This is a genomic window from Pontibacter aydingkolensis, from assembly GCF_019443125.1.
In the GTDB taxonomy this organism is placed as follows: Bacteria; Bacteroidota; Bacteroidia; order Cytophagales; family Hymenobacteraceae; genus Pontibacter; species Pontibacter aydingkolensis.
Map to the genome: position 1 here is coordinate 77,941 of NZ_JAHYXK010000015.1, position 12,802 is coordinate 90,742.

A 12,802-nucleotide genomic window follows, 5' to 3' on the forward strand; every position below is an offset into this window, starting at 1 on the left:
GTAAGTTGCTTAACAAGACTCAGAAGAAGAAAAGAGGCCGAATTTTTTACGTAGTTGCCACCAGTTACTTTTTGTAGGCGGTGTGGCCTGTGCAGGGAACTGCGCTGCATATTGTATGAATAACTCCTGCTCGTAATGCTGGAAGAATTCAGGATCGAAATTAACAGCAGGGAGTTCCTGCATCACCTGGTGTATGGTATACTGCTGTTTTAGCCAATGGTGGCAGAGGTCGTGGCGGTAACGTATGCCAAGCAGGTTTATACCAGTCAGCAAGCCAGAATCCTGTTCAAACAAAAAGCGGATCGCCTTGTAGCCAGCAGTATGCTCCCAGTACAATGAGCCATACTTTTCATCCCAGGTGGCAGGCACGTAACCATAGGTTTGATACTCTATATCCAGGAACTTGGCAGAGTTAAACCAGGGGCCGCGGTCATACTTTTGCCTGGTGCCGGTAAGGGTTTGAGCTAAGGTTTCACCGTGCTGGCGCGCGGTATACCAAAGTTGCTCAACAGCAGGAGCGAGGGGAGCAGGGTTATTAAACTGGGCACAGTCCCCAATGGCATATACATCCGGCTGGTTTGTGGCGAAGGCTTCATCTACAAGTATACCCTTGTCTATGTTAAGCCCTGAGTTGTTTAAGAAACTTACATTTGGTTTGACACCGGTTGCAATACCCACAAACTGGCAGGTTAGCTGCTTACCTCTTTTAGTGGTTATACTTTCTACACCGCCCTGTGCATCCGGGTTTATACTTGCCAACTCATCCTCAAAGATCAGGTTAATGCCATGTTTTCTAATGATATCGGATACAAGTATAGCTTCCTGTTTTGGCAAAACACTATACCAGTAATGTAGTTCCCGCACCAGCATGGTAACGGCAATACCACGGCTGCGCAGCATTTCGGCCATCTCAATGCCTATCAGTCCTCCTCCCACTACCACAGCCTCTTTAATGTCTTTGGTGTTATCTTCCATACTTTGGAGGTCCTGCAGCGTTACCAGTCCCTGTACACCTTTCAGGTTCTGGCCAGGCCAGTTGTAAAAAGCAGGGCAGGAGCCAGTAGCCAGCACCAGTACGTCATACTGTACAGGTTCTCCTTTTTGCAGAGTCAGGGTTTTGGTTTCGAAATTAACGGACGTTACTTTATCGTGTAGTTGGTTAAGGTTGTTTTTACTCCAGTACCAGTCAGGGTATGGCAGGATGTCTTTGTAACGCATATGGCCCATGTATACATACATCAGGGCAGGCCTCGAAAAATGTGTTGCCGACTCTGCAGATACAAGCGTGATGCGGCAGGTGCTTTTTGCCCTGACATGCTGGGCTAGCGTAACGCCTGCCACGCCGTTTCCGATGATAACCAAATGTTGCGCTGCTTGCATATACTATTGTTCGTTCAGGCGCCAGTCATACTCGAGGTAACTTATACTTGCATCTTCCCTGATTTTGGTTTTTGCATAACGGTTCAGGAAATCTACCAGGCTGCCATTCTTCTTAAAATCTCCTTCAAACCAGTTAAAGATACTAGATAGCTTCGGATTGTTAGATGAAAGCCGGTTTTTAAAAGGGTCGTTTATAAAGTTATACGCCTGTTCCTGAAGCTGTGCCTCAAGTTGTTCGGAAGTATAGGCCTCTCTTCTGAGTTTAGGACACGAAACTGATGCACAGTTAATTGCAAAATGGATGCGCGGCTCTTCAAACTCCTTTCTGAGAATTTGATGCTCAATTATATTAAGGCTATACTTTTCTCCTCCTAACCTGAAAAATTTCTTATCCCAGATGCTGTTCACAAAAGGGATGGAGAAGATACTGTTGAGGTCTTTTATACTTTTCAGAGGATACTCATCTATTATAAGCTTTACGGTGAAGGCATTATAAGCATTGATCCAGTAAGCCAGTTGCTCTTCCTGTGTCCAGGTTTTAGGGTCAGGCACACCGGTTTGCAGTGTTTTCAGATATTGGTTAAGAAGTACGCTGTCCTGTACAAAGCCTTTATAGTTTACAAAGCCTGTCTCGTTTACATGCTTTTGCAGCAGGCTGGTCCACAACTGGTGATCTGGCTTTACAGATGTGATGTACGCCGTTGGCGGGGAAGCAGTATGGCATTTGAGCAAAAGTATTACAGCACAGCAAAGTAGCAGAATGCTTAAATGCTTTACATTGCTTTTATGTGGCTTTTCCATGTGGGTGAAGTACAGCTAAGATGGAGTATAATGCATTGCTGCTATGCCTAAAATTAACACAGAAACCGTAACTGTAACTAAAAGTTTGCCAATACCTAACGCAAAAACAAAAAGGCCGGATTTACCGGCCTTTCATTAAAGTGTTTTAAAGTATAAGGTAATGCTTAATGGCTGCCTGCGCTGCTGCCAATATCGGTGCCGCCGTCCTGCACATCGGCGCTGCCTCTGCTGCCGCTTTTCTGCGACGGGGCGCCACCTACTTTGCCTTTTTTAAGTTTTTCATTGTCTACATCCACTTTCTGGCCAGTGGGGTGTATGTTAGGCACCTTATTACCTTTATTCAAAGTATTATCGGTATCCTCGTTTCTTAATTTGTCTTTATCTCTATTGTCTGTATTCATGGTTCTTAAATTTAGTTAAAATGTATGTAGAGCCTGATTTGCTCTTGTTTCTGCTAACTGCTAGCTGTTTTCGTAATTTTCATCAAAGTCGTTTCTGTTTGGATCTGGGTGGCGGCTGGTGTAGTGGCCGTGATAACTTTGCCTGTGGCCGCTCAAAGGGTCGTATTGCCTGTTCCAGTCCGGGTCGTAGTTACTGGTGCCATCATAGCCAAAACTCAGCGAGCCGGCCATGTTACCGTAATTCTCTCCACCGCCACGTCCGTAATTGTCAGGTCCGTAGTTAGCGTTAAAATTGCTGCTGCCGCCAACAAATCTGTCGCGGTCATCCATACGGCTTCTTACACTGCGATAGTTGTAATGGTCGTGATCGCTTTCATGCCGTGGTCTGTTCCAGTTGCTGCTATTGCCTGAGCGGTAAGAGCGGCCCTGGTTGCGGTAATGGCTGTCTGTATTATAGTTGTCTGCGTCGTAGCCGCCACGGTTACTGTGAGTTTGGCCACTCCAGTCTCTTTCATGATCACGCTTGCTGCCACTCTCTTCTGCGCGACGGTTACTTTTGTTGTAATCACGGTTATAATCATTGTTATAATTTTGATTATAGTCGCGATTGTAGTTACGGTTATAGTCGCCCTGACTGCGGTCTCTGTCTCTTTTCCAGTCCCAGGTGCTTACATTTCTATGGTCACTGCTGTTATCGAAACGGTACGCCCCGCGATACATGTCCTCATCTACCCGGCGCTCGTTATTCCGGTATTGGCTTCGGTGCTCAGGGTTACCTGTTCTGTCATATCTATCTTTTCCTTCCATGCTTTTTTTCTGTTTTGGTTATACCTTTTAACGCATGAAGCTGGCTTGGGTTTAGGAACAACAATACCGTGCAGTTAACCAAAGTGCTGCATCCTACCGTAATAAGGTATGTAATTGAGTTTAACCTATATAAAACCTAAGCTATGAGAGACAACAGAAGATATGAACGACGTGATAATATGGAGCATGGAGCTGGAGACCCTGATGCACGTTGGTTGCATGGTCACCACCAGGGCGAAAATTCAGACCGGCGAAACTATACTATAGATACGCACTTTAACCGAGGCTATGGCCGAAACGAGTATAGTCAGTTCGGCGACAGTGCCAGCTTCAACGAAAATGCTGACTACCGCCAGATGTCCGGAGAAGGCCGCTTTGCACCCGGAGGCGCCCAGTATGCCGGTGAGGATTTTACCAGACGTAACCGCGAGTCTGACAACCCCTACGGCATGAGCTATGTACCCAACGACGGTTATAACTCCGGACGCCACTACGATGCCCGCGCAGATTACAGCGATCAGGACTATAGTGATATGCGGAGTAACCGCGAACCCCATACCAGGTACAGAATAGCTGATGAAGGCTTTGGGCATGATGTGCGCTCCGGACGCGACAACGATAACTGGGCACGCGGCTCTATGGGCGATTATGAGTCTTACCGACGCTACGAAATGGGCAACCGCAACTACGATAACGACTATAGCGGAGGCTTTGCAGACCGTAATTATACCCCGGGAGCTACTCATTATGGCGAAGGCAGCTACAACAGCGAAATGGATCGCTGGCAAAGCGAATCGCAGCAAAAGGGCAAAAGAGGCAACCGATAATTTGTAACTACAGGTGCCGGCATCAGTGGGGCACCTTTAAGCTATTATAATAATGAGAGACAACAGAGAAATGAACTATGGCAGCTATAGCCAACAATACAGCCAAGGGCAGCGTGACAGTGGACCTTACCAGGGAAGGCGCCATGCATACCTTGGCGATACGCAACATGAGCCTGGTCAGGATTACCGCAGGCAGCAAAGCCGTGAATATGGCAGAAGAGGAGGAGAAGTAGGCATGCGTGATGAACGCTATGAACAAATGTATGATATCAGCAACTACACTGCTCAGCCGCGCTCAGAGGAGTATGGCCTGCCACGTTCAGCTGAAAATGACCTGGACACCATGGGGCATTTCCCGCGTGCCGGCGAGGGGCCTTATGCAGGCCAGCAGCGCCATTATAGCTATAATATGGGCTACAACCCTAACTATGATAACCCGGAAGAAGGCGATATGTACCGTAGCATGGATAGCAGAGGAAACCATGGTTACCGACACGATGCCTCCTATGGCAATGAAGACGCCTTCCGGGACTTTGAAGACGACAGGTATGGAATAGGAGAAAGGGTTAACAGAGTAGGAGACCGCTATTACGGGCATTTTGGGAGGTAGCAAGTAAAAATGTATACTTTCTGAAACATATGCGTATAACACGCAGTACATTAGTATTAAATTTCCATCTGAGAAAAGGCCGTAGCGTAAGCTGCGGCTTTTTTTATATGTGTTACCACATCTGTTGCATATACATTAAACTATTACTATGTTTAACAGTTCAACCTAACACAACAACCTCATGCAAGTTTTGAAAAAGATCGGCTTAACCTTATTGTCGCTGGTAGTAGTGCTGCTAATAGTCTCGTTCTTTTTGCCATCTAAAGTTACAGTTGTGCGCACTGCTGTGCTTAAGGCACCAACACCGCTTGTTTTTGAGCAGGTTAACATGCTGCAAAACTGGGAAAAGTGGTCTCCGTGGCATAAAATTGATCCGCAGATGCTGCTTTCTTACGAAGGACCTGACGGCGGCAAGGATGCAAAGTATAACTGGTTCAGCATACACCCGAATGTAGGTAACGGCTCACTTACAATTACAGAAAGCGTACCTAACCAGCGCATCGATACTAAAATGCAGTTTGAAGGTGAAAGCGACGGACTTGCATATTATCTTTTCGAAGAAACACCGGAAGGTACAAAAGTAACCTGGACCATGGAGGCGGATATGGGGTCTAACCCGATCAATAAATATTTTGGACTGATGATGGATGGCATGTTAGGCCCTGACTTTGAGCGCGGCCTCGAAAACCTAAGAAATGTAGTAGAACAGCCAACTGCAGTAGCCAGGTAAACAGAACAAGAATATCCTATAAAAAAGAGAGCCATCCTGTAAGAAGGATGGCTCTCTTTTTTATAGGATATTCAGAATTCTAAGCGATACTTAAGACAGGTTTGTTGGGTACATGAATGGCTTCTATGCTATTTTGATAGTTGCTGGCTTTGCTTCTTCTAAGTTTATTTTAACTGCCGGCTCAGTATGTTCGCGTTTAAACCTGCTTGCTACCCACCTCGGAAACACAATGGCTCCTATCAACAAGTATAAATAATAGGTTAACAGGCGGTAAAGCAAAACTACGATCGCGGTAAAACCACCCAGGTAAACCCCAAAAAAGGCCGGGAACGAGATCTCTGCCACACCAGCTCCGCCAGGTGTTACAGACAAGAAAAGTAAAATCTTATACACAAGGTTTCGCGCAAAAACTACTAAGTGGTCCTGATAGTCAAGCTGTGTAAAGGCAGCGATCAGGCAGCCTATGATAGCGTAACGTGCCGTCCATACAAAGATAGTTGAGATGCTGGCATGCAGCCAGAAGGAGGCATCTTTGGTGCGCAGGTGCTTCGAGGCAATCAGCAGTTCGTTGGCATGCTGAAATAAAGCAGCTCTCCAGCGTTTAAATGGTTTAAGCTGCCCGATATATAGCATTAGTTTTTTAACCCCTTTAGGATTGATAAAAAGGGCATAGAACATGATGCAGGCATAGAGCGTGATCATCAGGTAGCTTGCAAAAAAAGCGATGGCAATGCCCTCGCGCATGGTCTGGTTTAGCCCTACCATTTCCGGGAAAACCTGGCCTCCTGTAAACAGCAGCACTAGCGGTAAGGCCACCACAAAGTATAAATTATCGAGCATGGCCGTTACCATAACCTGCGCAATGGATTTGCCCAGCGGAATTTTCTCCTTAAAAAGTATATAGGCCGCAATAGTAGAGCCACTTACAACTGAAGGCAAAACACTAGAAGCAAACTCCCACAGCATGATCACGTTAAAGCTTTGTTTCCAACTTAGTACTTTATCAGTTATAAACCGGATGCGGTACATATACCCAAAGTCACGGACAAAAAGTACCAGCAGCGCCATCCCGATCCAAAAGGGGCTGGCATTTAGTAAGGTACTTAATTGAGAGGGCTCGTAGTTCTGGTAAAGCATATACACGATTACCCCTAAACCCAAAAGTATGGGCAGAAGTATCCGGGGGACTGAAAAATGCTTTTTAAAGTTCTGTTGCGTTAGCGCCATACTAAATGCGTGGTCAAATTCCGGACCACAATTGTTTTGCCTTAATCTATTTAGTGAATGTGCTGCAAACCATCTAAGCTTTAGCTGTATTAAGAGGTTACAGGCAAAGCGTATAGTGCACAGCGCCAGGAAAGGTAGGCTTAATTGTTATCCTTTAAATGCTGGAGATCTTGATTTAGTGCATTAAGGCTGGTGCTATTCCGTAAAAGGACGTTTATAACGGACGAAGCCCATGATTAGGTAAGTTGAGAAGAAAGCTATGTTTTAGAGAAAGTATAGATACAGCTTAGCAGCCGATGGTTTGAAACACAGCCACTTTTTTGTACAACTTACCTTTCTCGGCCTTTGATGATAAAAAGAGCGCTATGGTTGATATATTATAGTGGTTCGAGATGTCAATCAGTAAATCAGGAACCCCGTCGCGGTCCAGGTCGCCGGCCCAGAGCAGCATGTAGATAGATTTCTCGAACTGCTCGTCTTCTGCCAGGGTCTGCTCTATCCGTTTTCCTTTTTTAGAACCCGACACCTTCCACCTGTAATCTTTGTAGCTGTACTTGCCCTCGCTAAGTTGTGTGCTGTCGCCGTAAGCCTTAATGCTATAGGGTCTGCCTTTAAAAGTATAGGTAAGTGTCTTATTAGCCGGGATGATGTTACTTGTAAAGGCAACAGTATCAAGCTCACCTTCTTTATACTTCTCAAGCCCTGTCAGGAAAAATACAGTATTAGAGTCCTGGCTAATAACTTCTCTGCCTGAAATAATTCTTTTGCCGTTTATTTCCTGGTCCGAGTCGGCCACAGGGTCGTAGGTTGGTTTAACCTGTAGGCTGGCAGGGCGCAGGTAATAGCGGCCATCTTCATAAAAAACGGCCAGCCAGGATCTCTTCTCGGCACCTTGCCATACTTCCTGCTTATGGAAACTGCCCTCGAGCAGTAACTTTAGAGGTGTGTCGGGTTCGGGTGCCAGGTCTGTGGTATCAGCTTCGTAAGCTATGTATATATGTTCTTTTTTGCCGGCTTCATCTTCATCTTCTTCTATGGCCACAGCATGGTCGGTAGGTGGGCCGGTAACAGCTTTATCAGCAGATTGCTTGCAGCTAAAGAACAACACCAGCGGTAGTAGCAGAAGTTTACGCATAAGGGCAAAGGTTTACGGGCCACAAATTAATAAATTAATCGGGTAAATAAGCTGTGTGCTCATTTTACCTCACAGCAACTATACCGGTTTTAAAAGAGTTTAATACTATATAATGCCTGCTATAATTTATTGTAAATCAATTTACAGTTTGTGTTAAGTTATACTTGTAGTTTAAGTTGTTTGATAGGGTGTACTACAGTAAATATATACTCTGCCGCAGTACAGAACGTAAGTGTTTTATGATGAAGAAGAGCTTATTGCCGTGGGGTGTTATGGCTTTACTGTTGCTGGTATTGGCAGGGGCAGCAGGATTAGGTACGCCGCCTGCTACGCTTTATACTTCTGATGCAGTGGCGCCGGCGCACAGGTTCAGAGGCGTAAGCTGGGTAGCCGGGGATTCTATAACAGTGGAGCAACTGGCTCAGCTTAAAAAGCATCATGTTTCCTGGATTGCCCAGACACCCTTCGGCTGGCAAAAAGCCTACAACGAACCTGAGATAACGATCAGCCGTGGGAACAGGGTATACTGGGGTGAGCGCGACAAAGGGTTGATACACACAACCCAACTGGCAAAGCAACTGGGGCTTAAAACATTGCTAAAGCCGCACATCTGGCTCATGGACCGCAACAGTGGCAAATGGCTCGGAGATATTGAGATGCAGACAGAGGAGGAATGGCAGCAGTGGTTTGCCAATTACAGCGCCTTCATACTCCATTTTGCCCGCCTGGCCGAAGCACAAAACATAGAAGCCCTTTGTATCGGTACAGAGTTATACTTGCCAGCCGTGAGGCGCGAACAAGACTGGCGCAACCTTATCCGTGAAATCCGAAAAGTGTACAAAGGCCAGCTGACATACGCCGCCAATTGGTACAAAGAGTATGAGGAGATCAGGTTTTGGGACGCGCTTGATTTTATTGGCATACAGGCTTACTTCCCGCTGACAGATAAATCGGAGCCAAGCCTGGCGGAACTTACAGATGGGTGGCAGTTGCACCAGGCAGCTATTGCCAGGCTGCAGGCAAAGTATAAAAAGCCTGTGGTGTTTACCGAGATAGGCTATAAAAGCACACCAGATGCCGCTATAGAGCCCTGGAAATGGCCCGGCAGAGACTGGCAGCAGGTACCATTATCCGAGCAGACCCAGGCAAACGCTTATGAGGCCATGTTCCGGCAGTTTTGGCAGCAACCCTGGTTTGGCGGTACGTTTATCTGGAAGTGGTACCCGCAACTGCGTGAAAACCGCCGCGACCACCTGGATTTCACGCCACAGAACAAACCCGCAGCAGAGGTGATGGCAAGATGGTACGGCGAAGCAAATGAAAAAGGCCGGTAGTTAACCGGCCTTTCTGTATAATTAAATTACAAATTATTACATCCGCTCCAAAAGGATTGTTTCTTCCTCTGTATGTATATCTGTATTTGTAGATGGGAAAGTATACTTTCTGTAAAGTTTAAGGGTTGTGCCGCTCAATAGTACAATCTCATAAGTAAAACGGGCATCCGACGTAAACTTTAACTTGTTTCCTTTGTCTATCAACTCCCAAGTGCTGGTGCTGTTCGTGTTCTCAATATAAACACCGCCCTCAAGCAGTTCCTTTGTAAATTTGCCTTTTTCAAAGCTGGAGGTGTTATCTACATACACAGTTTGACTGCCATTGTGAGTTTTATAGACTTTAATACGTGACTCTACTATATTCCATTTGCCAAGCAACTGCTCTTCTCTTGAAGGTACTTCGTCTTTATTGCAAGCAGATACCAAGAAGCAGCACAGCAACAGGCTAAATAATGCTCTTAAGCTCATTACAATTACAAAAGCTTGTACACCCTGTCTTTTAAACCGGCAGATGCATCTACTAACGGCAGCCTTACATGAGGGCCACAAACGCCAAAACGCTCCAGAACAACTTTTACGCCTACAGGATTGCCTTCTTCGTACATCAACGGGTTAAGGTCTACAAAATCGTTCATAAGCGCAGCAGCCTCTTTAAACTGGTAGCTCAGGGCAAGCTCGATCATTCTAGAGAACTTGTCCGGGAAAGCGTTTGCCAATACTGAGATAACACCCTCTGCACCAAAGGCAGCCATTGGCACAGTCAACAGGTCGTCGCCGCTGATCAGCATAAAGTCAGCTGGTTTGTGCTTGGCAATAGCCATACATTGCTCCAGGTTGCCAGATGCCTCTTTAACACCGATAATATTTTCGTGCAGCGCCAGTTTTAACGTGGTATCTGCTGTAACATTGCTGCCAGTGCGGCCAGGAACGTTGTAAAGTATAACCGGAACCGGCGAGTTATTAGCTATAAGCGTGTAGTGCTGGAAAATACCCTGCTGCGATGGTTTGTTATAGTAGGGGCTAACAGAAAGTATAGCCGTAATACCATCCAAGTCAGTGTTCTTAAGTAGGTCCAGTACATGCTGTGTGTTATTGCCTCCGATGCCGTATACCAAAGGGACTTTGCCATTTACCTGCTGTTTGATAACGCGCAATATTTCAGCCTTCTCTTCTGCGGTAGTGGTTACCGACTCCGCTGTGGTGCCGTTGATAACAAGGTAGTTCACGCCACCTTCCAGCACAAAAGTTAGTAGTTTCTTTAGCGCATTGTAATCAACGGATAAGTCTTCTTTAAACGGTGTAACAAGGGCCACGCCCGTTCCTCTTAATTTCTCTCTAATCATACTTTATTTTCTGAACCGTAAAGTTCTGTCTATGTCTCCGTTTCTGCAAGTATTCGCTTCGTATTTCGTATCACGAAGTATGTATCACGACACTTCATTTAATGATAAAGGACTCTATGACAAAGGACAAAAGACCTGTCTGACACGTCATATATTTAACAATCACCAATTATCAATTAGCAATCACCTACTGAATATTATTCTCTTCCACCCACTTCAGGAACTGGTCTTTGTATACTTCGCCGATCGGGATCTCTTTGTTGCCTATTTTGATGCGGCTCTTTTCTATACTGTCTATTTTTTGGAGTGACACGATAAAAGACCGGTGCACCCGAAGGAATTTAGTTTCCGGCAGTTTTTCCATCATCTTGTTCATAGAAAGCAGCGTGATGATCTTCTGGTCTCTTGTCTGGATGATGATGTAATCCTTCAGGCCTTCAATCCAAAGTATATCTCGGAAGTCTACGCGAATAGTTTTGTAATCAGCCTTCACAAACATAAAATCCTGTTCGAGTTGCTGTGCATGTGGCGCTGTAGTGCTTGCAGCTCCGCCTTCTGTGGCTTTGCCGTTCCGCTGTAATCTTTCCTGCGCTTTGGTCACAGCCTTCAAAAACCGATCGAAGGGGATAGGCTTTAGCAGGTAGTCCACAGCATCCTGGTTAAAGCCTTCCAGAGCGTAATCAGGGTAGGCCGTTGTGAAAATGATAAGCGGCTGGTGCTTGAGGATGTTCAGGAACTGTATGCCTGTAAGCTCGGGCATTTCGATGTCGAGGAACATGAGGTCTACCTGTTCCTCCTGCAACACTTGCATTGCTTCTGTAGCGCTGGAGCATGTCTTAACCAGTTGCAGAAAAGGCAGTTTGCTGATATAGCTCTCTATAATATCAAGGGCCAGGGGCTCGTCGTCTACGGCAATGCAGCGTATAGTCATAGTTTTGTGATTATCGTTAGAAGTATAGTGCTAAAGTTGCGTAAAAGGTACCGTCTTTTTCTTCAAGGGTAAGCTTGTGCCGGTTGTAGTACAGCAAATTTAGCCTGCGTTTCAGGTTTTCAAGACCAATGCCCCCGAACTCACGCTTTTTATGTGTACTGGTATTGTTTACTGTGCTAAATACAAGCCTGTCCTTTTCTACTATAAGGTCAAGTATAATCCCGATCTCATTTTTGCTTACAAGGCCGTGCTTAAAGGCGTTCTCTACGAGTGTCATCAATAGCATAGGGGCAATCTGCTTGCCTGTCAGGTCGCCTTCTATGTTAAACTTTATACCGGTTTGCTCGCGCAGGCGCAGTTTCTGCAGATCGATGAAGTTTTTGATATGGTCTACTTCTTTGTCCAGGCTTACCAGCGTATCGTTGCTTTCATAAAGCATGTAGCGCATCAACAGCGACAGTTTCATGATGGCATCAGGCGTGTCAGGCGACTGTTTGTAGGCCAGCGAATAGATGTTGTTCAGGGTGTTAAATAGAAAGTGCGGGTTTACCTGAGACTTTAGGTAAGCCAGCTCTGCGGTAAGTTTTTGGGTTTCCAGTTCTTTGTTAAGCTGCTCGTTCCGGATATAGTTGCCGGTAACTTTTAGCGCCGAGCTAATAAACACCACCACAAGGCCGCTTACCATATACTGTATCAAGCGCTCTGTGCTGTACAGCTCAGTCATACTGGGGTTATACTTCCTGAAGATGTAGTAATCTATCGGGGCTTGTATTAGCGCCAGGGCAAACAAAGTAGCTACAACAGCGGCTATGTAAAGGAATATCTTGTTACGGGCCAGGTACTTAGAGATAAGCACATACCAGTTAAAGTAAAAAACGCCTACCGGAAACAAAAGTCCTACCACTACGTCAAGCGCTTTGCCCAGCGTAATGCTTTGCTTGGAAGAAGCCAGGTAAAAAATCCATGTTCCAAAAATCAGCCACACAGCCACATGTATGGCTATGGTGTAGCGTTTTTTTAGTGATATAACCGGTATCGGAATGGGCATGCTGCTCACAGGCAATTTTGTTTATAATAGAAACCAGACCTGACTTTATACCTTAAAGATAAGCAAAGTATAAAATTTAATTCATTTAGTGCGGCTTTAGGTAAGTAGAAACAGAGCTTTGTATAAAATATTTACGTGTCTAGAGCGGCACTGTCAGGTTGTTAGCGGGCTTCGTCTATACTTTAGGGGTTTTGGTATAGTATATTTTTTTACCTTAACTATTTGTAT

General features: G+C 45.6%; 14 protein-coding genes. 4 read left to right on the top strand and 10 right to left on the bottom strand.

The window, feature by feature from the left end:
- Positions 1 to 9 precede the first annotated feature (9 nt).
- From K0O23_RS15610 to K0O23_RS15625, 4 genes are all read right to left on the bottom strand, one after another.
- Positions 10 to 1,380: an NAD(P)/FAD-dependent oxidoreductase gene (locus K0O23_RS15610; protein ID WP_219878375.1), complete on the bottom strand. Its 1,371-nt coding sequence runs from the start codon at positions 1,378 to 1,380 to the stop codon at positions 10 to 12.
- A gap of 3 nt (positions 1,381 to 1,383) precedes the next feature.
- Complete coding sequence (locus K0O23_RS15615) at positions 1,384 to 2,181, bottom strand: DUF547 domain-containing protein (RefSeq protein WP_219878376.1); 798 nt, start codon at positions 2,179 to 2,181, stop codon at positions 1,384 to 1,386.
- Between the two features lie 164 nt (positions 2,182 to 2,345).
- Positions 2,346 to 2,582: a hypothetical protein gene (locus tag K0O23_RS15620; RefSeq protein WP_219878377.1), complete on the bottom strand. Its 237-nt coding sequence runs from the start codon at positions 2,580 to 2,582 to the stop codon at positions 2,346 to 2,348.
- Between the two features lie 60 nt (positions 2,583 to 2,642).
- Positions 2,643 to 3,389, bottom strand: coding sequence for a hypothetical protein (locus K0O23_RS15625; RefSeq protein ID WP_219878378.1), 747 nt, complete (start codon positions 3,387 to 3,389; stop codon positions 2,643 to 2,645).
- Positions 3,390 to 3,532: 143 nt separating this feature from the next.
- Between K0O23_RS15625 and K0O23_RS15630 the strand changes: the two genes are divergently transcribed.
- The 3 genes from K0O23_RS15630 to K0O23_RS15640 all read left to right on the top strand — a co-directional run bounded on the left by K0O23_RS15630 (position 3,533) and on the right by K0O23_RS15640 (position 5,556).
- Positions 3,533 to 4,216 (top strand): hypothetical protein, encoded by a 684-nt coding sequence (locus tag K0O23_RS15630; protein ID WP_219878379.1) that lies wholly within the window; start codon positions 3,533 to 3,535, stop codon positions 4,214 to 4,216.
- Positions 4,217 to 4,268: 52 nt separating this feature from the next.
- On the top strand, positions 4,269 to 4,826 hold the full coding sequence (locus K0O23_RS15635; RefSeq protein WP_219878380.1) for a hypothetical protein: 558 nt from the start codon (positions 4,269 to 4,271) through the stop codon (positions 4,824 to 4,826).
- A 181-nt stretch (positions 4,827 to 5,007) separates the two neighbouring features.
- Entirely contained in the window at positions 5,008 to 5,556 is a 549-nt protein-coding gene (locus K0O23_RS15640; protein ID WP_219878381.1) for an SRPBCC family protein, read from the top strand.
- A 123-nt stretch (positions 5,557 to 5,679) separates the two neighbouring features.
- Here K0O23_RS15640 and K0O23_RS15645 read toward each other — a convergent pair whose 3' ends face one another.
- Both K0O23_RS15645 and K0O23_RS15650 read right to left on the bottom strand, forming a co-directional pair.
- On the bottom strand, positions 5,680 to 6,783 hold the full coding sequence (locus K0O23_RS15645; RefSeq protein ID WP_219878382.1) for a lysylphosphatidylglycerol synthase transmembrane domain-containing protein: 1,104 nt from the start codon (positions 6,781 to 6,783) through the stop codon (positions 5,680 to 5,682).
- A 286-nt stretch (positions 6,784 to 7,069) separates the two neighbouring features.
- Complete coding sequence (locus K0O23_RS15650) at positions 7,070 to 7,918, bottom strand: hypothetical protein (RefSeq protein WP_219878383.1); 849 nt, start codon at positions 7,916 to 7,918, stop codon at positions 7,070 to 7,072.
- Positions 7,919 to 8,157: 239 nt separating this feature from the next.
- On the opposite strand from K0O23_RS15650, the gene K0O23_RS15655 reads away from it, so the two are divergent.
- Positions 8,158 to 9,252, top strand: coding sequence for a glycoside hydrolase family 113 (locus K0O23_RS15655; RefSeq protein WP_219878384.1), 1,095 nt, complete (start codon positions 8,158 to 8,160; stop codon positions 9,250 to 9,252).
- A 36-nt stretch (positions 9,253 to 9,288) separates the two neighbouring features.
- Here the strand turns inward: K0O23_RS15655 and K0O23_RS15660 are convergent, their stop codons facing one another.
- The 4 genes from K0O23_RS15660 to K0O23_RS15675 all read right to left on the bottom strand — a co-directional run bounded on the left by K0O23_RS15660 (position 9,289) and on the right by K0O23_RS15675 (position 12,574).
- Positions 9,289 to 9,720, bottom strand: a complete 432-nt coding sequence (locus K0O23_RS15660) for a hypothetical protein (RefSeq protein WP_219878385.1) — start codon at positions 9,718 to 9,720, stop codon at positions 9,289 to 9,291.
- A 5-nt stretch (positions 9,721 to 9,725) separates the two neighbouring features.
- Positions 9,726 to 10,595, bottom strand: coding sequence for a 4-hydroxy-tetrahydrodipicolinate synthase (gene dapA / locus K0O23_RS15665; protein WP_219878386.1), 870 nt, complete (start codon positions 10,593 to 10,595; stop codon positions 9,726 to 9,728).
- A gap of 187 nt (positions 10,596 to 10,782) precedes the next feature.
- Complete coding sequence (locus K0O23_RS15670) at positions 10,783 to 11,526, bottom strand: LytR/AlgR family response regulator transcription factor (protein ID WP_219878387.1); 744 nt, start codon at positions 11,524 to 11,526, stop codon at positions 10,783 to 10,785.
- A gap of 16 nt (positions 11,527 to 11,542) precedes the next feature.
- On the bottom strand, positions 11,543 to 12,574 hold the full coding sequence (locus K0O23_RS15675) for a sensor histidine kinase (protein WP_219878388.1): 1,032 nt from the start codon (positions 12,572 to 12,574) through the stop codon (positions 11,543 to 11,545).
- Positions 12,575 to 12,802 lie beyond the last annotated feature (228 nt).

What these genes read in the sequence shown, in the direction of transcription:
- K0O23_RS15675 (WP_219878388.1), bottom strand. Translation starts at nt 12,574, where the DNA reads ATGCCCATTCCGATACCGGTTATATCACTAAAAAAACGCTACACCATA.
- K0O23_RS15645 (WP_219878382.1), bottom strand. Translation starts at nt 6,783, where the DNA reads ATGGCGCTAACGCAACAGAACTTTAAAAAGCATTTTTCAGTCCCCCGG.
- K0O23_RS15650 (WP_219878383.1), bottom strand. Translation starts at nt 7,918, where the DNA reads ATGCGTAAACTTCTGCTACTACCGCTGGTGTTGTTCTTTAGCTGCAAG.
- K0O23_RS15625 (WP_219878378.1), bottom strand. Translation starts at nt 3,389, where the DNA reads ATGGAAGGAAAAGATAGATATGACAGAACAGGTAACCCTGAGCACCGA.
- K0O23_RS15635 (WP_219878380.1), top strand. Translation starts at nt 4,269, where the DNA reads ATGAGAGACAACAGAGAAATGAACTATGGCAGCTATAGCCAACAATAC.
- K0O23_RS15620 (WP_219878377.1), bottom strand. Translation starts at nt 2,582, where the DNA reads ATGAATACAGACAATAGAGATAAAGACAAATTAAGAAACGAGGATACC.
- K0O23_RS15630 (WP_219878379.1), top strand. Translation starts at nt 3,533, where the DNA reads ATGAGAGACAACAGAAGATATGAACGACGTGATAATATGGAGCATGGA.
- K0O23_RS15610 (WP_219878375.1), bottom strand. Translation starts at nt 1,380, where the DNA reads ATGCAAGCAGCGCAACATTTGGTTATCATCGGAAACGGCGTGGCAGGC.
- K0O23_RS15670 (WP_219878387.1), bottom strand. Translation starts at nt 11,526, where the DNA reads ATGACTATACGCTGCATTGCCGTAGACGACGAGCCCCTGGCCCTTGAT.
- K0O23_RS15660 (WP_219878385.1), bottom strand. Translation starts at nt 9,720, where the DNA reads ATGAGCTTAAGAGCATTATTTAGCCTGTTGCTGTGCTGCTTCTTGGTA.
- K0O23_RS15615 (WP_219878376.1), bottom strand. Translation starts at nt 2,181, where the DNA reads ATGGAAAAGCCACATAAAAGCAATGTAAAGCATTTAAGCATTCTGCTA.
- K0O23_RS15655 (WP_219878384.1), top strand. Translation starts at nt 8,158, where the DNA reads ATGATGAAGAAGAGCTTATTGCCGTGGGGTGTTATGGCTTTACTGTTG.
- K0O23_RS15640 (WP_219878381.1), top strand. Translation starts at nt 5,008, where the DNA reads ATGCAAGTTTTGAAAAAGATCGGCTTAACCTTATTGTCGCTGGTAGTA.
- dapA (WP_219878386.1), bottom strand. Translation starts at nt 10,595, where the DNA reads ATGATTAGAGAGAAATTAAGAGGAACGGGCGTGGCCCTTGTTACACCG.